Below are 17921 nucleotides of genomic sequence, written 5' to 3'. Positions count from 1 at the left end.
TTCCTGGGGTGAGGGGTATTACTCGGGCTGGGCGACGATGACGCGCGCGGGGCGCACCACTCGGTCGCCGACCCGGTGGCCGGGCTGGGCCACCAGCTGGACCGTGGGGACGGTCACCTCGGTGGACGGCTGCGAGGTCAATGCCTCGTGGATCTGCGGGTCGAACTCGTCGCCCACAGCGCCGTAGCTCGACCAGCCGAGACGGCCGAGGGTGTCCTCAAGCTTGGTCGCGATCGATGCGAACGGGCCGCCCTCGAGCTCGCCGTGCTCGCGAGCCGCGGCGATGTCGTCGAGCACGGGGATGAGCTGCTCGACCACCTTGGCGGTGGTGGTGCCGGCGGCGGCCTCGCGGTCGCGCTCCACGCGCTTGCGGTAGTTCACGAACTCCGCCTGGAGGCGCTGGAGGTCCGCGAAGTGCTCGGCCGCCTTGGCCTCGGCGGCCGACAGGTCGGAGTCGAACGCGTCGCCCTCGGTGTCGCCTGCCTGGCCCGCCTCGGACTCGGCGCGCGCTGCCTCGTCGTTGATGATCGACTCGGCCTCGGCGAGCGGGTCGCGGTCGTCGGGCTCGGGCTGGGGGTTGGTGTCAGTCATGTCACGCCTTCCGTGAGCGGCCGCGGCGGGCGACCGATGGCATCGGCCGCCCGCCTGCGGGAATCGCTACTTCTTGTCGTTCTCGTCGTCGACGATCTCGGCGTCCACCACGTCCTCGTCGGACGAGGAGGCGTCGGCGGCCTCGTCGGCGGGAGCGCCGCCGGCCTCGGCCTCGGCGGCCTGGGCCGCGTAGACGGCCTCGCCGATCTTCTGCGCCTTCTCGACCAGCACGTCGTGCTTGGCCTTGATGTCGTCCACGTCGTCGCCCTCGAGGGCGGTCTTGACGTCGGCGATCGCAGTCTTGACGTCGTCGGCCACCTCGGCGGGAACCTTGTCCTCGTTCTCCGAGAGGATCTTCTCGGTCGAGTAGGCGAAGGTCTCCGCGTTGTTGCGGGTGTCCTGGTCCTCGCGGCGCTTCTTGTCCTCGGCCTCGTGCTCCTCGGCATCCTTGACCATGCGCTCGATGTCGTCCTTCGACAGCGCCGAGCCGCCGGTCACGGTGATGGACTGCTCCTTGCCGGTGCCACGGTCCTTGGCGTTGACGTGCACGATGCCGTTGGCGTCGATGTCGAACGTGACCTCGATCTGCGGCACGCCGCGCGGGGCCGGCGCGATGCCGCCCAGCTCGAAGGTGCCGAGCAGCTTGTTGTCACGCGCGAACTGGCGCTCGCCCTGGTAGACCTGCACCAGCACGGAGGGCTGGTTGTCGTCGGCGGTCGAGAAGACCTCCGAGGACTTGGTCGGGATCGCGGTGTTGCGCTCGATGAGGGTGGTCATGACGCCGCCCTTGGTCTCGATGCCGAGGCTCAGGGGGGTGACGTCGATGAGCAGCACGTCCTTGCGCTCACCGGAGATGACTCCGGCCTGGAGGGCGGCGCCCACGGCGACGACCTCGTCCGGGTTCACGCCCTTGTTGGGCTCGCGGCCACCGGTCAGCTCCTTGACGACGTCCGTCACCGCGGGCATGCGGGTCGAGCCGCCGACGAGGACGACGTGGTCGATCTCGGACAGCTGGATGCCGGCGTCCTTGATGACCTGGTGGAAGGGGGCCTTGGTGCGCTCGATGAGGTCCGAGGTCATCTGCTGGAACTGCGCGCGGGTGAGGCGGGTGTCCAGGTGGACGGGGCCGTTCTCGCCGATCGACAGGTACTGCAGCGAGATGTTCGTGCTGGTCGCGCTCGAGAGCTCCTTCTTGGCCTGCTCCGAGGCCTCACGCAGGCGCTGGACGGCGGCCTTGTCCTTGGACAGGTCCACGCCCTCGGTGTTCTTGACCTCCTTGATGAGGTGGTCGACGATGCGCTGGTCCCAGTCGTCGCCGCCCAGGCGGTTGTCACCGGCGGTGGCGCGCACCTGAATGGTGGAGAAGTCGTCCTCGTCCTTGCCGACCTCAAGGAGCGAGACGTCGAACGTACCGCCACCCAGGTCGAAGACCAGGATGAGCTCGTCTTCCTTGCCCTTGTCGAGGCCGTACGCGAGGGCCGCGGCGGTGGGCTCGTTGACGATGCGCTGAACCTTGAGGCCCGCGATCTCGCCGGCGTCCTTGGTCGCCTGGCGCTCGGCGTCGTTGAAGTACGCGGGGACGGTGATGACCGCCTCGGTCACCTTCTCGCCCAGGTACTCCTCGGCGTCGCGCTTGAGCTTTCCCAGGATGCGGGCCGAGATCTCCTGCGCGGTGTACTTCTTGTCGTCGATCTCCTGCGTCCACTCGGTGCCCATGTGGCGCTTCACCGAGGTGATGGTGCGGTCGACGTTGGTGACGGCCTGGCGCTTGGCGATCTCGCCCACCAGGACCTCTCCGGTCTTCGAGAACGCGACCACCGACGGGGTGGTGCGGGCGCCCTCGGCGTTCGCGATGACGGTGGGCTCGCCGCCCTCCAGGACGGTGACCACCGAGTTGGTGGTTCCGAGGTCGATACCGACTGCTCGTGCCATGAGATGTCCTCCTTGAGATGCGGCCGGGGCCGGGGCCCTGACCTGAGTTGTCGCCGGCTCCTACGGAGTTGAGCCGCCTACGCTCAAGTATGCGCGACTCGTCGACGATGTCAAGCCGGATCGGCAAAAGTTGAGTGAACTCTGCTCAACTTCTGCGAATCGCCTCGTCCCGCCGCCTCGCCCGGCCAACTCCGTGTTCCGAAGTGACGGTAGATATCGCGACTCGCCGAGGCGAGTTGCCCCGGCGACGGCGTGTTGCGCCGCTCGACCGTCGCTTCGTCACGGCGGACGACGGGCGTCCGATGCCGGGGCCGGTTCGCTGCTGACAGGCACCCGGGCGCGCGGCTAGGTTGGCGCCATGACCGACACCTCAGCCGCCGCCGCTCACTTCCGCGCCAAGCTCGCGTTCGAGACGGACCCGTCCGACGTCGCTGCCGCGCTCGCGGACGGCACGGCCGACTTCGTGCTGATCGATACCCGCGACGAGCGTGCCTGGCGACAGGGCCACGCCCGCGGAGCCGTTCACCTTGCCAAGCCGGACATGCCCGCCCGCATTCCCGAGTACCCGGCCGGCACGCGCTTCGTCGCCTATTGCTGGGGTCCCGGCTGCAACGGAGCCACCCGGGCGGGCCTCATCATCTCCGAGCTGGGCTACGAGGTGCGCGAGATGATCGGCGGCTTCGAGTACTGGGCGCGCGAGGGTCTCCCCGTCGACACGGTGACGGTCGATGCCGAGGGCCGCGAGGTCACGATCGACGCGACCAGGGCGCCCGACCCGCTGACGGCGCCCCTGGCATCGGCCGGCGAGGCCATCGCCTGCGCCTGCTAACCCCGCTCCCACTGGTGGATTTCGGTCAACGAAGCCCCCTTATTTGACCATAATCCACCAGTGCGGGAGTTACTGGAGCGCCCCGGCGCTCATACGTAGTACGCGTGAGGCCATCACCTCGGCCTCGCGAGGGTCGTGCGTCACGACGATCGCGGCGGTGCCGTCCGCGGCGAGAATATCCCTCACCTCGACCGCAAGCCGCGCGCGCAGGTCGGCGTCCAGCGAGGACAGCGGCTCGTCGAGCGCGAGAAGCCGCGGACGAGGCGCCAGCGACCGCGCGAGCGCCACGCGCTGGCGCTGCCCGCCGGACAGGTCGGTGATGGCCCGCTCGCCGTAGCCGGCGAGGCCCACCACCTCCAGCAGTTCCTCCACCCGCGCGCGGCGCTCGTCGCGCGCCACCCCCGCCATCTCGAGCCCGAACGCGACGTTGCGCGCCACCGACCGATGCGGGAACAGCTGCCCGTCCTGAAACACCAGGCCAAAGCCGCGCCGGTGCACGGGGACGTGGGTGAGGTCCTCGCCGTCCCACGCGACGCTTCCCGCCGCGGGCTCGACGATGCCCACGATCGCTCCGAGCAGCGACGACTTGCCGCAGCCGGACGGCCCGAGCAGCGCCACGGTCTCGCCTGGCGCGACTGTCAGCGACGCGCCGTCCACAGCCACCACGGGCGGGCTGCCCGGGTACTCCACCCGCAGGTTGTCCACCGTCAGCCCGCTCACAGGTCTCCTCCCACGTCGGTGCGCATTCTCTCCGCCACCATCATGATGGCCCCCGTCATCACCGCGAGGACTACCGCGGCCGCGAAGGCCATGCCGACGCTCTCGGCGCCCGGCCGGCCCAGCAGCCGGAAGATCGCGGTCGGCAGGGTGGGGCGGTCCGGCCGCGCCACGAATGAGGTGGCGCCAAACTCTCCCAGCGAGATCGCGAAGGCGAAGCCCACCGCGAGCCCGAACGGCCGGCGCAGCAGCGGCCAGTCCACGCGCGCCCACACCCTCCACGGCGACGCCCCCAGGGCCGATGCCGCGGCGCGCAGCCGCGGGTCGATGGCCCGCGCTGGCGGCACCATGGTGCGCACCACGAGCGGCAGCGCCACCACCGCCTGGGCCGCCGCGACGAGCCACCAGGACCCGCTGAGGTCGATGCCGAGCACGGGCTGGTTCAGCGTCAGCAGCATCCCGAGCCCCACGACCACCGCGGAGACTCCGAGCGGCAGCATCACCACGGCGTCGAGCACCCCTGCCCTGCGCGAGCGCCGCGTCAGCAGCGTCGCGACCAGCTGGCCGATGACGCACGCGACCCCCGCCGCGATCGCCGCGGTCACGAGCGAGTTCAGCGCCGCCTGCGCGACCGACACGGGAAGCACCGTCCTCCCGGGCTGGGTGAACAGCGCCGCGTAGTAGTCGAGCCCGTACCCGTCGGTGGTCCGCAGCGACCGCTCGACGAGCGAGTACAGGGGCAGGGCTAGCAGCGTCCCCAGGGTGAGGGCGGTCGGGACGGCGACCCAGGCATCGGCCGCACGGAAGGGGCGAGTGCCGTCGACGGCGCGCCCGCCGACCGCCCGCTCGCGGCGCCGCCGCGCGGCAGCCGAGAGCCACAGCACCAGCGCCACCACCAGCATCTGGAGGATCGACAGCACGGCCGCGGCGCGCAGGTCGAGGAACTGATTGACCTGCAGGTAGATCTCGGTTTCCAGGGTGCGCACGCGCGTGCCGCCCAGCACCAGCACCACGCCGAACGACGTCGCGCAGAACAGGAACACCACCGCGGCGGCAGACGCGATCGCCGGCGCAAGCGCCGGCAGGGTGACGTGAGCGACGACGCGGCGGCGGTCGGCCCCCAGGGTGCGGGCAGCCGATGCCGTGGCCGGGTCGAGCGCGGCCCACGCGCCTCCCACGACCCTCACCACCACGGACACGTTGTAGAACACGAGGGCGGCGGCGATCGCCACCACCGACTGGTCGAGCCCCAGGAATCCCAGCGGCCCCGACCTGCCCAGCAGCGCGGAGAACGCGGAGGCGACCACGATCGTCGGCAGCACGAACGGCACGCCCACGATCGCGCGCACCGCGCGCTGCCCGCGCCACCGCAGGCGGTACAGGACGTACGCGCCCGACAGGCCAAGGACGAGCGAGCCCGCCGTGCCGGCGGCGGCCAGTCCCAGGGTGGTGACCACTGCATCGGCCGTCCGTGAGTCCGTCACCACCGCCCAGGTGCCGGCGGCGTCGAAGCCGCCGTCGAACAGGCCGTGGACCAGCACCGAGCCGAGCGGCCACAGGAAGAAGGTGCCGAGGAACGCGAGGGGCAGCGAGGCCAGCAGCCACCAGCTGAGGGTCCGGCGCGCGGCCGTGCTCATCGCGTTCCTCGGCACGGGTTAGTCGATGACGACCGAGGTCCAGTCGTCGATCCACGCCTCGCGGTTGGCGGAGATCTCGGCGGGGTCCATAGTGTGGGGGTCGTCGGACAGCGGGGCGTACTCGGCCCACGCCGCGGGCACCTCGACGGAGCTGGAGACGGGGTAGACGTACATGTTGTCCGGCACGGTCGCCTGGAAGTCGTCGGACAGCAGCCAGTCGATGACGGCCTGCGCCGCGGCGGGGTTCTCTGCTCCCTCGAGGACACCCGCGTACTCCACCTGACGGAAGCACGTGTCGAGCAGCGCTGCCGACGTGGGCTCGCCGTCGATCACCTCGGAGGGCGGGGAGGAGGCGTAGGACAACACGAGGGGGTAGTCGCCGCCGTAGTTGGGGACCGAGAAGTCGGTGAAGTAGGTGTCGGACCACGAGGCGGTCACGCGCACCTGGTTCTCGCGCAGCGCCGCCCAGTAGTCCTGCCAGCCGTCGCCCATCTCGTCGATGGTGGCCAGCAAGAAGGCGAGGCCGGGGGAGGAGGTGGCGGGGTTGGTGATCGAGAGCAGCCCGTTGTACTCGGGGTCGGCCAGCTCGCCGATGCTCTGCGGCACGTCGAGGCCGTTGTCCTCGAACCAGGCGATGTCGTAGTTGAGGCAGACGTCCGAGTAGTCGATGGCCGTCAGCGCGCTCGAGCCGTCGATGGCGTACTCGGCGGCGTCGCCGGCGGCAGGGGCGGCCGACTCGTAGTCCGCGAACACGCCCTCGTCGATGGCGCGCGAGGCGAAGGTGTTGTCTACGCCGAACACCACGTCGCCGAGCGGCGCGTCCTTGGTGAGGATCAGCTGGTTGACCAGCGCGCCCGCGTCGCCCGGGGCGGTGAACTCGACCGTCAGCCCGGTCTCGTCCTCGAATGCCGCGAGGACGTCGTCCGGCACGGCGAACGAGTCGTGGGTGACGACGGTGACCGTCTGACCGGTCAGGTCGGGGGCAGCGGTGCTGGCGTCGGCATCGGGCGTGGCCGATGCGGTGGGCGCGCCAGTCGCGGTGGCCGACGGATCGGCGTCCGTGTCGTCTGCCGAGCATGCGGCGAGGGTCAGGGTGGCCAGGGCGATCGCCCCGACGGTGGTGGCGTGCGCGATGCGCATGCGGTGCCTCCTAGGGATAGGAGGGGATCGAGTCTCGACTCCCTACGCCGGTATCACCCGGATCAGGTTCGAGGGTCTGCGGCGGTTCCGCACTCTCAGCGCTCTCATCCCTCGCGGGAAGCGCTCCCCTGTCGTGTCCGGCCAGCATAGCGCTGCCGTGCGCGGCTACCGTTCGCAGGCCCAGCCGTCCTTGTCGCGGTCGGACTCGTCATTGAGGGCATAGAGGCTCGCAGAGACAAACGTCGCCTTGGTGATGGGGCCACCCAGCTTGGTGCCAACCTTGTCTCTCACGGATGACGACTTCGCGATCCCGTCCGGGTAGTGCTTGCGAAGGTCGGTGCAGCTGGCGTAGTCGATTCCCGTGGGCTTCTTGCTCGATGACGTCCTGCTCGTCGTGAAGTAACCGGGCTTGGATCCCGTCACCTTCACCGAGATCGACCGGTACGCGTCGGTGGGGCGGACCCGGAATGTGCTGCCGGTAGCCCCGCTGACCGCCTTGCCGTTGACGTACCACTGGACCTTGGTCGAGACAGTGCCGGGCCCCCAGGTGCCCCTCTTGACAGTGAGGGTGTTGCCCACCTTGGCGGTACCGGTGAGCGTGGGAGTGACCGGAGCGAGTCGCTTTCCCGCCTTGCTGACGCCTGACCAGACGCTTGCCGGCAGATAGCCAGAGCGTGCGCCGGTCACCCTGACCTTGATCTGGTGTCCCGCATCAGCGGACGCGACCTGGTAGGTCACGCGGTTCGCGCCAGCGATGGCGGTGCCGTCGCGGAACCACTGGTAGTTGAGCGTGGTGGGCTTCGGTGACCAGGTGGCTCCGCCGAGGCCGTCGGCACGCAACGTCGACCCCACCACCACTGTCGACGGGAGTGCAGGAGGTGCCGCGTAAGTAAAGGGAAGTGTGGCGTTGACCTTGACTGCGTTGGTCGTGAAGTCACCGGGCCACCAGTAGCCGTATGTGTCGCTCGCGTGCCCACGCACGCTGATGGTGTGGCCGGCATCGGCCGTCGTCAGCGTGTAATAGTGCTTGGTTTGGCCGGGGATGCGAACGCCGTCGCGATACCAGCGGTAGATCAGCGACACCTCAGCCGGGCGGGCGGTCTCCTCGACTCTGAGCGTCTGAGACACCGCACCGGTGCCAAGCAGGCTGATTCCCATCGCCGTGGGAAGGGTTCGTGCAGCATGTGCAGCTCCGGACGTGAGCGGGGTCGGGTCAAAGCCTGCCGTGTCGGGCGCAACACGCACGCGGACGTTCTTGCCGGCCCACTGGCCAGTCGATGCAGAAGGTCCGGTCGCGAGCACCTTGCCGGCGCCGTCTACCCACTCGATCGTGTAGTCCGGATGCAAGCCGTGAGCCCAGGTGACGGTGGCCGTCGCCTTCGCGCCGACGTTCACTCTTGTCGGCGCCGTGATCGTCGCGATGCCGTGCCACGCGCAGGGCGCACCCGAGTCCGCGACCGTCACCGTGAAGGTTCCAGAGAACCTGCCTTGACTTTCTGGGTGATAGAAGCTGACCGTGTGAGTGCCCGGGACGGTCCAGGCCATGGTGCTGCCATCGACAACGCCCACTTGTACGTACTCCGGGTATCCCGTCGTGGGCGTGAGTGGCGCGGAGGCGCCTGTGACGCCTGTGGGCGCGAAGCCGCTCACGGGCGTGCAGGCGATCACGGGATCGTCGACGGTGATCGACTGATCCCATGCGCTGTAGTCGGTGAGTTCCAGGCTCCCGAGGGCAGAGATGTCAGCGAGTTGGTTGGAGTTGACGTTCACCGTTGCCAACTCAGTGAGAGACGCCAGTGGTGAGATGTCCGAGAGGTCATTGCCGTGCACGTCGATGCTCGTAAGTCCGGAGAGCCGCTCGATTCCGGCAAGGCCCTGAAGGCCGGCATCGCTCACTTGCAAAGTGGTGAGCAGGGGAAGCACGTCGAGACCGTCGAGGCTTGAGGCGGACGCCCCGTCGAGAGACAGGCTGGTGAGGTCCTTCATGACCGAGAACATTTCGAGGTCTCCGGCATCGCCGCCGCCCTGGATAGACACCGTCGTGAGCTCTGTGAGCGTCTGAAGTGGCGCGAGCGGTACCCGTGCCTCGGCGGTCGCCGCGGGGACGTTGCGCAGTGACAGCGAGGTGAGGCCGGTGAGTTGGTCGATCCCGGCGATAGAGGGCCACACGTGAGTCACGCGAAGGTCCGTGAGCGCGGGGCCGGGAAGAAGCCCTGCGAGCCCGTCATTCGGCAGTTCCTGGACCGCGAGGCTAGCGAGATTCGGGAGCTGCGACAGTGGAGCGAGCGAGAATGCGACGCCGCCGCCAAAAGACAGGACTGCCGTGTGAAGTGAGGTGACGGAGCGCAGTGGCTCGAGGAACGTTGCAGCTGCGTCAGAATCGAACGTGGTCGGATTGAGCCACCCCGTCAGCGTGAGGGACTCAAGATTGACCGCGTGTTGGAGACCCTCAAGTGTTCTGTCGCCGACGATGCCGCACGCGAGGGTAGTGAGAGTAGCGAGATCGCCTTCGGTGAGAGGGGTGGCGGAGGGGATGCCCAATTTCCCGTGAATGCAGTTCTCGAGGTTACGCCCGGGGATGTCGACGATTCGATCCGCGTCCGCCGTTGCGGGGGCAGCCGCAACGCCAATCATCGTCGCGGCCATGGCGACGACTGTCACGGCTCGCTTGCGTAGAGATGTGAGCGTCATGATCCCCCAGACGATGCGTATCGCGTCGCCTGGCGAGGTTCATCCCACGTGCGCTTGCCGGAATCATCGGGCCTGGCGGGGCCGTGCGTCAAGCATGTGCGAGTCAGATCGGCGTCGCACGATGGCGCACGTGTGCGCGCAGCGGTCTTCTACACGTCGATGCGGTGGAAGTTCTGGAAGCTTCGCGAGGCGGTGGGCCCGCGCTGGCCGCGGTAGCGCGAGCCGTACTTTTCCGAACCGTAGGGGTGCTCGGCGGGGGAGGATAGGCGGAAGAAGCACAGCTGCCCAATCTTCATGCCCGGCCACAGGTTGATCGGCAGCGTCGCGGTGTTGGACAGCTCAAGCGTGACGTTGCCCTCGAAGCCGGGATCGATGAAGCCCGCGGTCGAATGAGTGAGCAGCCCTAGGCGGCCCAGCGAGGACTTGCCTTCGAGCCGCGCGGCGACGTCGTCGGGAAGTGTGACGGACTCGTAGGTGGAGCCCAGCACGAACTCGCCGGGGTGCAGGACGAACGGGCCCTCCGTGATGTCGACGAGGCGCGTGAGCTCCGGCTGGTCGATCGAGGGGTCGATGGCCGCGTACTTGTGGTTGTCGAACACGCGGAAGTAGCGGTCCAGGCGTACGTCGATCGACGACGGCTGGATCATCTCGGGGTCCCACGGTTCGAGGGCCACGCGGCCAGCCTCGATCTCGGTGCGGATGTCGCGGTCGCTCAGCAGCATGGCGCCCAACCTAGCGGGAGAGCGCACGCGTGCCTAGCGATATGGCACTCGGTGCCGGTGCGCGGGCCACCTTGGCATTGGCATGGAGTGGGCATCTGAAAGCGGGTCCGAACCGCCGACGTAAGAGAAACCCCTCCTCGGGGCCACGAGGGCGCTTGTCGCGCGTCCCGGCTGATGGTCAGGTGTCAGCGCACGCGCCGAGCGGGCACGCCAACATAGGTGCCGCCCCGCTCCAGGTCGCCACGGACGACGGCGTTGGCGCCCACGGTTGCCCCGTCGCCTACACGGGAGCCGGGGAGTACTGCCACGCCCGAGCCGAGCCACACATCGCGACCCACGGTGATGGGGGCCATGGAAAAGTCGTCGCGCGCGCCGGGTGGTCCGTGGTTCTCGGTGTGCACCGAACAGTTCTCCCCGATGAGCGTGCCTTCCCCGATCATGAGCGGCGCGAATGCCACGAGCGTGACGTTTTGGCTGATGAAAGTGCGGTCGCCGAGGGCGAGTTCGGCGTCACGTGCCACCAGGCGTGCTCCTCTGGCGACCATCACGTCGTCGCCGATCAGTACCCGGCCGCTTCCGTGGACCTTGAGCGTGAACGGCGGGACCAGGATGAAGCGGCGGCCACGCACGCGGCCGGCCGTCACCACGAACAGTGCCGCCGCGCAGCAGCGTCCGAGTAGCCGTCTGATCACATCGACAACTTAGCGGGGTGAGCGCCTCGCGGCGCGGCGTCGAACGCGAACCGGGCGTGAGCGAGTTCGGCGCCCGCCGCGTCGACGCGCTGACACTCCAGGGTGCGGGTGCTCGCGGCGCTCGCAGCGTCGGTATGGTCACGAAATCGAAACGTTTCGCGTATCGGCTCGCAACGTTTCGATTCCCGCACTACGATGGGCGCGGATCACCCTGCTTATCGGAAGGCCTGCCCCCATGCAGTTCGGACACTTCGACGACGAGGCGCGCGAGTACGTCATCACGACTCCGCACACCCCGTACCCCTGGATCAACTACCTCGGCGCGCAGGACTTCTTTGGTCTCGTCTCGCACACCGGCGGCGGCTACTCCTTCTACCGCGACGCGAAGCTGCGCCGTCTCACGCGCTACCGCTACAACAATGTGCCGGTGGACGACGGTGGCCGCTACTTCACCATCAACGACGGTGGCGACGTGTGGAGCCCCGGCTTCCGGCCGTACAAGACGGAACTCGACCGCTTCGAGACCCGCCACGGCATGGGCTACACCCGCATCACCGGTGAGCGCGGTGGCCTCGAGGCGTCGGTGCTGTTCTTCGTCCCCGTCGACACCAACGCGGAGATCCACCAGGTCACGCTGACGAACACCTCGGACGCGGATAAGTCGGTCTCGCTGTTCAGCTTCCTCGAGTTCTGCCTCTGGAACGCCGAGGACGACCAGACCAACTACCAGCGCAACCTCTCCATCGGCGAGGTCGAGGTCGTCGACGGCGCGATCTATCACAAGACCGAGTACCGCGAGCGTCGCGACCACTACGCGGTCTACGGCGTGAACGCCCCCATCGAGGGCTTCGACACCGACCGCGACACCTTCCTCGGATTCGGCAATGGCTTCGACGAGGCCGCCGTGCCGCACGCCGCGAAGTCCGGCGACTCGGTGGCATCGGGCTGGTACCCCATCGCCTCGCACCACCTCAAGGCCGACCTCGAGCCCGGCAAGTCCCGCACGTACACGTTCGTGCTCGGCTACCTCGAGAACGACCGCGACGACAAGTGGGAGGCGCCCGGCGTCATCAACAAGTCGGGTGCGCGTGAGCTGCTCGCGCGCTTTGAGACCAACGAGGCGGCCGATGCCGCGTTCGCCCAGCTCAACGACTACTGGGACGGCCTGCTCGGCTCGTACACGGTCACCTCGGGCGACGACCGCCTGGACCGCTCGGTCAACATCTGGAACCAGTACCAGTGCATGGTGACCTACAACATGTCCCGCTCGGCCTCGTACTTCGAGACCGGCATGGGCCGCGGCATGGGCTTCCGCGACTCGTCGCAGGACCTGCTGGGCTTCGTGCATCTTGTCCCCGAGCGCGCCCGCGAGCGCATCATCGACATCGCCTCGACGCAGTTCGAGGATGGCTCGGCCTACCACCAGTACCAGCCGCTCACCAAGCGCGGTAACCACACGCTCGGCTCCGGCTTCAACGATGACCCGCTGTGGCTCATCCTCGGCGTCGCGGCGTACGTGAAGGAGACCGGCGACTTCGGCATCCTCGACGAGCAGGTGCCGTTCGACAACGACGAGTCCAAGGCCGCCTCCCTTATGGAGCACCTGCGCCGCTCGTTCAACCACCCGCTCGACAAGGCCGGCCCGCACGGCCTGCCCCTCATCGGCCGCGCGGACTGGAACGACTGCCTGAACCTCAACTGCTTCTCCACGGAGCCCGGCGAGTCCTTTCAGACCACCGGCAACAAGTCCGGCGGCGTCGCCGAGTCGATCTTCATCGCCGGCATGTTCTGCGCCATCGGCCCGGAGTACGCCGCCCTTGCCCGTCGCCGCGGCGACGAGGCCGAGGCCGAGCGCGCCGAGAAGGCCGTCGCCGACATGCGCGCGGCCGTCACGGAGCACGGCTGGGACGGCGAGTGGTTCCTGCGCGCCTACGACTACTACGGCAACAAGGTCGGCACGCACGAGACCCAGGACGGCCAGATCTGGATCGAGCCTCAGGGCTACTGCATCATGGGCGGCGTCGGCGTGGAGGATGGCAAGGCCGTCCAGGCCCTCGACTCGGTGCGCGAGCGCCTCAATACCCCGCACGGCATCGTCCTCCTGAACCCCGCCTACACGGAGTACCACGTGGAGCTGGGCGAGGTCACGAGCTACCCGCCGGGCTACAAGGAGAACGCTGGCATCTTCTGCCACAACAACCCCTGGGTGATCATCGCCGAGACCGTCGTGGGTCGCGCCGAGTACGCCTGGGAGTACTGGAAGCAGATCGCCCCCGCCTACCGCGAGGAGCAGTCCGAGGTTCACCGCCTCGAGCCCTACGTGTACGCGCAGATGATCGCCGGTAAGGACGCTGCCCGCCACGGCGAGGCCAAGAACTCCTGGCTGACCGGCACCGCCTCGTGGAACTTCGTGGCCGTCTCCCAGCACCTGCTGGGCGTGCGCCCGGGCTACGACGGCCTCATCGTCGACCCGTGCATCGGCGCCGAGATCTCCGAGTACACGGTGCGCCGTGTCATCCGTGGCGCGACCTACGTCATCACGGTGACCAACTCGGGCGGCAAGGGCGCGACCCTCACGGTCGACGGTCAGCCGATCGAGGGCAACGAGGTTCCCTACGCCGAGCCGGGTGCCACGGTGGAGGTCACCGCGACCGTCTAACCCGCCTCACCGTCAAATGGATCCCATTGGTTCGCCTAAGGCGATAAAAGAACCAGTGGGATCCATTTGGCGTTTCTAGGCGTCAGTAGGGTCGGCCGATGCCGGGGCCGCCTCGGCAACCCCGGCGGCCGGGCGGCGCTTGCGTGCCGCGCGCACGCCCCACCAGACGAGCAGAGCGACCACGGCGGCGAGGGCCGCCCACGGCAGCAGCACTCCGACGACCACGAGCGCCCCGGCGAAGAAGCCGACGAGCGCGTGCCAGCCCGACGCGAGCCCGTCGAGGAAGGAGCCGGGGGAGTCGTCGACCTCCACCGCGGGCTCTGAGGTGAGCGACAGCTCGATCGTGGACATCGACACCTGATCGTCCAGCCCGCGCTGCTGCGCCTCGAGGCTTTCGAGCTCCGCCTGGCGGCGGTCCAGCTCGTCCTCGAGCTTGATGATGTCGGTGATGTCCTTCGCCTCGAGCAGCAGCGCCTCGATGCGCTCGGTGGAGTTGCGCAGCGTCGAGATCTGCGAGTCGAGGTCGGTCACCTGCCGCGTCACGTCGGCGCTCGACGTCGAGTACTCGTCGACGGTGCCGAGGCCCCGCAGTTCGTCGACGACGCCGTCGAGGTCGTCGGCGGGAATGCGCAGGGTGAGCCACGCGGAGCCCGAGTCGTACTCGCTGGGAGCGATCTCGTTGCGCGAGTCGATGCGCCCACCGGCGCCGCGCACGATGGCAGCGGCCTGCTCGGCGGCGCTCGCGGGGTTGTCCACGGTGATGAACAGCGAGCCCGTCACGATGACGGAGCGGGCGTCATCGGCATCGGCCGCCACGTCGCCCGAAGCCGCGGCATCCGCGGCCGCCTGCTCACCCATCGCCTCGCTCCCCATGCCGCCGCCGGCGTCCATCCCGCCGTCGGAGACGGCAGATGCCTCCGCGTAGGAAGCGTCGTAGCCCGACTCGCTCGATGAGCAGCCGGCGAGCAGCCACGCGGCGGCCGCAAGGCAGACGGCAAAGGCGGCGGGGCGGGCGCGGCGCGGGCCCGCGTCGTTGCGAGTCTTGAAGGCGTTCATGCAGGTCAGACGCGCCGCAGCGCGAAAACGTTGGGTGCGGCGCGGGACCACCCGCAACAGAATTTTTCCAAGGCGGTGCATCCAAACCATGCCCAACGTCGGAAGTAGGTGGTGAGAGGGGCCGCACCCGGTGGTCCCTCTAACCGCAAGGGAGAAGCATCATGCGCACGTCACTGATCGCCGGCGCCGCCGCCGGCACCCTGCTTGCCGCCGGATTCGCCGCCCCCGCCCTCGCCGTCGACGACGGCATGGCTGAGGTGTCGGTCCTGCACGGCATCCCCGACACTCCTGTCGACGTGTATGTCGACGGCACCAACACCATCGATGACTTCCAGCCGGGAGACCTCGCCGGTCCGCTCGAGCTCGCGCCGGGCACCTACGAGGTGGCACTCACCGCGACCGACGCCGCCGACGACTCCGAGCCGGTCCTCGGCCCCGTCGAGCTCACCGTCGAGGAGGGAATGAGCTACACCGCGGTCGCGCACCTCGACGCGGACGGCAACCCCACGGTCACTCCATTCGAAAACGACCTGTCAGAAACCGCTGCCGGTGAGGGGCGCCTGACTGTCCGCCACACGGCTGCCGCTCCCGCGGTGGACGTATGGGCCGATGGCGAGGTGCTCTTCGAGAACCTCGCGAACCCCGACGAGGTGATGGGTGATGTGCCCGCAGCGACCTACGAGGCTGCGGTGTCGCTCACGGGGGAGACCGACCCCGTGCTGGGGCCCACGGACGTGGAGATCCAGGCCGGCGTCAACACGATCGTGTACGCATGGGGATCTGCCGAGGACGGCACGCTCGACCTCGCGGTCCAGACGGTCGATGTCCACTCGGCAGCGCCGAGCGAGGTCCAGGCCGGCTCGTACGGCTACGCGGACCAGGGCGGAGTCCCTGCGATCGCCGTCATCGGTGGCGTCCTTGCCCTTGCGGGCGCGGCCGGCATCGGCCTGCGGTACGCGCGCCGCTAGTCATCCGTGACTCACCCCGGAGGGGCGGGCCTCGGCCCGCCCCTCCCTTCCCCGTGGAGGTGGCCGATGCGCCGTCCAGTCCTCGTGGCCGTTATCGGGTCCGTGCTTGCCGGGATTCTCGCGGGCTGCGCCGGAATGGAGCCAGAGACCCGTCCCTCTGCGACCCCGACCGCTCCCTCCGTGACCTCCGCCCCGTCCGTCGGTGAGGTCACGGCACCGCGCGTTATGGGGAGTGTCGAGGTGCGGTCGGCCTCGCCTGCCGAGATGGACGTGGCTCAGGTGGACGGGCCGGTGAGGCTCGAGGTCGCGGGCGTCGACATCGACATGCCGGTGGTGCCGGTGGGCGTCGACGACCGCGGGGGGATGACCATCCCTGAGGGCGCGCTCAGCGCGGGCTGGTACCGGTTTGGTCCCGCTCCGGGAGGCTCGGCGGGAAACGCCGTGTTGGCGGCCCACGTCGACAACGCTGACGGACTTGGTCCCTTCGCGCGGCTGCGCGAGGTCGTGCCGGGTGAGCGGGTCGAGGTCACGACGGAGGGAGGCGCCGAAATCCTCTACGAGGTCGCCTCCGTCGAGCAGACCGGGAAGAGTGACGTCGACCTCTCCGCCGTCTTCGATCCCGATGGTCCGCCGGCCCTCATCCTGGTGACGTGTGGCGGCGACTGGCAGGAGAGCATCGGCCACTACGCCGACAATGTCATCGTCACGGCCACCCCACTCGATGACGTACCGTGAGCATCACGACTCTGCCGAACACCGAAAGGCCACCGATGACCCTCGGTACCAGCGCCCATGGGCGGGCTCTGGCGCGCGCCTTCGTGGAGGGCGACGAGCGTGCACTCGAAGAGTTGTACCGCGACGTGTCCTCGCTGGTCTACAGCCTTGCCGCACGGGCCCTGGAGTCGACAGCCGATGCCGAGGACGTCACTCAGCAGACTTTCGTCTCCGCGTGGCGAGGGCGCGCGAGCTACGATCCGGATCGCGGGGACCTTCGCGGCTGGGTGGTGAGCATCGCCAAGCGACGCATCGCCGACGCGCTCGCGGCACGCGCGCGCGAGGCGAGGCGGGAGCAGGCCGTTCAAGGCATTCACGTCACCACCGTCGACGAACATGCGGATAAGGTGCTGCTCGCCTGTGAAGTGGAGGCGCTCGGGGATCCCCGCGCGACCATCGTGGCGCTCGCGTACTACGAGGGCGCAACTCACGAGCAGATAGCGCAGCGTCTCGGGATGCCGCTGGGAACGGTGAAGAGTCACCTCAGGCGCAGCCTGATCGAGTTGAGGAACCGGTGGGAGGTGTCCGATGTCGCATCTTGATGACGACGCGCTTGCCTCGATCGCCATCGGCGACGGCACCCCGGACGAGCTCGAGCACGTGGCGACGTGCCCCGAGTGCGCGGCAGAACTCGCATCATTCACCGCGATGACCGCACGCCTGGGCGCCCTGGACTCGGAGGTTCTCGCACAGCCGCCTGCAGAGCTGTGGCAGGCCATCTCCTCCGACCTCACCCCTCACCCCGATTCCGAGCCTGCCCAGGAGCGTGCCGTCCCGGTCGCGCCCGCCGATGACCTCGCCACTCGCCGCAATGCCCGCCGCGCGCGCACAGGCGCGCGCTGGTGGACACTCGGCGCGGCTGCCGCTGCCGGTGCTGTGATCGGCGGGGTGGGCGTGGCCGCGCTCGGAAGCGGTGATGACCAGGTGCGCTCTGTGCTGGCGAGCTCTGCGCTCACGGATCTCGCCACGGAGCAGCCCGCAGGTGAGGCGACAGTGGAGGTGCTGGACGATGGGCAGCGCGTACTGGTCGTCGATACCAGCGACGTCGTGCAACGCGACGATGCCTACCTCGAGGTGTGGCTGATTGACGAGCAGATCGAGGGAATGGTCAGCCTCGGGCACCTCACCGGGGATCACACGGTGTTCACGCTGCCCGACGGAGTGGACATTGCTCAGTTCCCGATCGTGGACATCTCGATCGAGCCAGTCGACGGCGTCCCGACCCACTCCGGTGACTCGATCACCAGGGGAGTGCTCGGGACCTAGGTCGGCACGCACCGCCCGGGGCACCGAGTACCCTGGCCTCGCCCGCGCGCACCCGCGCCGGGAAACGCCGTCATGAGGAGGAGCCCGTGACCCACGCCGTGCCGCCCATGACGATGTCGCTGTCGCTGACCGACCCCGCGACGCGCCCCTACACCTCCGCGCCGCAGCCCCGCCAGGCCGTGGCGCAGCTCCAGGCTGCCCACCGCGCCTGAGCACACCGCTCCGGGGCGAGGCCCCGGAGCATCAC

Annotated in this window: 16 protein-coding genes and 1 riboswitch; of the genes, 7 read left to right on the top strand and 9 right to left on the bottom strand. The window is 68.9% G+C overall.

All coding sequences use genetic code 11. The features are described from left to right. Positions 1-18 precede the first annotated feature (18 nt). Both B7K26_RS04195 and dnaK read right to left on the bottom strand, forming a co-directional pair. Complete coding sequence (locus B7K26_RS04195) at positions 19-591, bottom strand: nucleotide exchange factor GrpE (RefSeq protein ID WP_084077386.1); 573 nt, start codon at positions 589-591, stop codon at positions 19-21. 66 nt (positions 592-657) lie between these two features. Next, positions 658-2523, bottom strand: a complete 1866-nt coding sequence (dnaK, locus tag B7K26_RS04190; RefSeq protein WP_084077385.1) for a molecular chaperone DnaK — start codon at positions 2521-2523, stop codon at positions 658-660. A gap of 358 nt (positions 2524-2881) precedes the next feature. Here dnaK and B7K26_RS04185 point away from each other — a divergent pair, with 358 nt between their 5' ends. Continuing rightward, positions 2882-3352, top strand: coding sequence for a rhodanese-like domain-containing protein (locus B7K26_RS04185; protein WP_084077384.1), 471 nt, complete (start codon positions 2882-2884; stop codon positions 3350-3352). A 69-nt stretch (positions 3353-3421) separates the two neighbouring features. Here the strand turns inward: B7K26_RS04185 and B7K26_RS04180 are convergent, their stop codons facing one another. From B7K26_RS04180 to B7K26_RS04155, 6 genes are all read right to left on the bottom strand, one after another. Beyond that, complete coding sequence (locus tag B7K26_RS04180; protein ID WP_084077383.1) at positions 3422-4072, bottom strand: ABC transporter ATP-binding protein; 651 nt, start codon at positions 4070-4072, stop codon at positions 3422-3424. Further along, on the bottom strand, positions 4069-5706 hold the full coding sequence (locus tag B7K26_RS04175) for an iron ABC transporter permease (RefSeq protein ID WP_084077382.1): 1638 nt from the start codon (positions 5704-5706) through the stop codon (positions 4069-4071). Before B7K26_RS04175 ends, B7K26_RS04180 begins: the two co-directional genes overlap by 4 nt. An 18-nt stretch (positions 5707-5724) precedes the next feature. After that, positions 5725-6846: a thiamine ABC transporter substrate binding subunit gene (locus tag B7K26_RS04170; RefSeq protein ID WP_084077381.1), complete on the bottom strand. Its 1122-nt coding sequence runs from the start codon at positions 6844-6846 to the stop codon at positions 5725-5727. 22 nt (positions 6847-6868) lie between these two features. After that, positions 6869-6986: riboswitch (TPP riboswitch) on the bottom strand. A 25-nt stretch (positions 6987-7011) separates the two neighbouring features. Then, positions 7012-9507: an excalibur calcium-binding domain-containing protein gene (locus B7K26_RS04165; protein WP_159449600.1), complete on the bottom strand. Its 2496-nt coding sequence runs from the start codon at positions 9505-9507 to the stop codon at positions 7012-7014. 179 nt (positions 9508-9686) lie between these two features. After that, complete coding sequence (gene dcd, locus B7K26_RS04160) at positions 9687-10259, bottom strand: dCTP deaminase (RefSeq protein WP_084077379.1); 573 nt, start codon at positions 10257-10259, stop codon at positions 9687-9689. A gap of 185 nt (positions 10260-10444) precedes the next feature. Continuing rightward, positions 10445-10951: a DapH/DapD/GlmU-related protein gene (locus B7K26_RS04155; protein ID WP_143340446.1), complete on the bottom strand. Its 507-nt coding sequence runs from the start codon at positions 10949-10951 to the stop codon at positions 10445-10447. 235 nt (positions 10952-11186) lie between these two features. Between B7K26_RS04155 and B7K26_RS04150 the strand changes: the two genes are divergently transcribed. Then, entirely contained in the window at positions 11187-13610 is a 2424-nt protein-coding gene (locus tag B7K26_RS04150; RefSeq protein ID WP_084077377.1) for a GH36-type glycosyl hydrolase domain-containing protein, read from the top strand. A 75-nt stretch (positions 13611-13685) separates the two neighbouring features. On the opposite strand, the gene B7K26_RS04145 is transcribed toward B7K26_RS04150, so the two are convergent. Next, on the bottom strand, positions 13686-14666 hold the full coding sequence (locus B7K26_RS04145) for a DUF4349 domain-containing protein (RefSeq protein ID WP_159449599.1): 981 nt from the start codon (positions 14664-14666) through the stop codon (positions 13686-13688). A 161-nt stretch (positions 14667-14827) separates the two neighbouring features. Between B7K26_RS04145 and B7K26_RS04140 the strand changes: the two genes are divergently transcribed. The 5 genes from B7K26_RS04140 (at position 14828) to B7K26_RS13160 (ending at position 17886) form a co-directional block, all read left to right on the top strand. After that, positions 14828-15634: a DUF4397 domain-containing protein gene (locus tag B7K26_RS04140; RefSeq protein WP_084077375.1), complete on the top strand. Its 807-nt coding sequence runs from the start codon at positions 14828-14830 to the stop codon at positions 15632-15634. 66 nt (positions 15635-15700) lie between these two features. Then, on the top strand, positions 15701-16369 hold the full coding sequence (locus tag B7K26_RS04135) for a class F sortase (RefSeq protein WP_084077374.1): 669 nt from the start codon (positions 15701-15703) through the stop codon (positions 16367-16369). 83 nt (positions 16370-16452) lie between these two features. Then, the gene (locus B7K26_RS04130) at positions 16453-16950 is read left to right on the top strand and encodes an RNA polymerase sigma factor (RefSeq protein WP_234998679.1); all 498 of its coding nucleotides are present in this window, start codon (positions 16453-16455) and stop codon (positions 16948-16950) included. After that, the gene (locus B7K26_RS04125; RefSeq protein ID WP_084077373.1) at positions 16937-17674 is read left to right on the top strand and encodes an anti-sigma factor; all 738 of its coding nucleotides are present in this window, start codon (positions 16937-16939) and stop codon (positions 17672-17674) included. Before B7K26_RS04130 ends, B7K26_RS04125 begins: the two co-directional genes overlap by 14 nt. Positions 17675-17760: 86 nt before the next feature. Continuing rightward, entirely contained in the window at positions 17761-17886 is a 126-nt protein-coding gene (locus B7K26_RS13160; RefSeq protein WP_255376045.1) for a hypothetical protein, read from the top strand. Positions 17887-17921: the final 35 nt, after the last annotated feature.

This window comes from Demequina sp. NBRC 110057, from assembly GCF_002090175.1.
Classification (GTDB): Bacteria; Actinomycetota; Actinomycetes; order Actinomycetales; family Demequinaceae; genus Demequina.
This window is presented reverse-complemented; position numbering and strand designations above follow the sequence as displayed.

Excerpts from the sequence above, each read along its gene's own strand:
- B7K26_RS04135 (WP_084077374.1), top strand. The coding sequence starts at position 15,701 with ATGCGCCGTCCAGTCCTCGTGGCCGTTATCGGGTCCGTGCTTGCCGGG.
- B7K26_RS04195 (WP_084077386.1), bottom strand. The coding sequence starts at position 591 with ATGACTGACACCAACCCCCAGCCCGAGCCCGACGACCGCGACCCGCTC.
- dcd (WP_084077379.1), bottom strand. The coding sequence starts at position 10,259 with ATGCTGCTGAGCGACCGCGACATCCGCACCGAGATCGAGGCTGGCCGC.
- B7K26_RS04185 (WP_084077384.1), top strand. The coding sequence starts at position 2,882 with ATGACCGACACCTCAGCCGCCGCCGCTCACTTCCGCGCCAAGCTCGCG.
- B7K26_RS04140 (WP_084077375.1), top strand. The coding sequence starts at position 14,828 with ATGCGCACGTCACTGATCGCCGGCGCCGCCGCCGGCACCCTGCTTGCC.
- B7K26_RS04145 (WP_159449599.1), bottom strand. The coding sequence starts at position 14,666 with ATGAACGCCTTCAAGACTCGCAACGACGCGGGCCCGCGCCGCGCCCGC.
- B7K26_RS04175 (WP_084077382.1), bottom strand. The coding sequence starts at position 5,706 with ATGAGCACGGCCGCGCGCCGGACCCTCAGCTGGTGGCTGCTGGCCTCG.
- B7K26_RS04170 (WP_084077381.1), bottom strand. The coding sequence starts at position 6,846 with ATGCGCATCGCGCACGCCACCACCGTCGGGGCGATCGCCCTGGCCACC.
- dnaK (WP_084077385.1), bottom strand. The coding sequence starts at position 2,523 with ATGGCACGAGCAGTCGGTATCGACCTCGGAACCACCAACTCGGTGGTC.
- B7K26_RS04125 (WP_084077373.1), top strand. The coding sequence starts at position 16,937 with ATGTCGCATCTTGATGACGACGCGCTTGCCTCGATCGCCATCGGCGAC.
- B7K26_RS04150 (WP_084077377.1), top strand. The coding sequence starts at position 11,187 with ATGCAGTTCGGACACTTCGACGACGAGGCGCGCGAGTACGTCATCACG.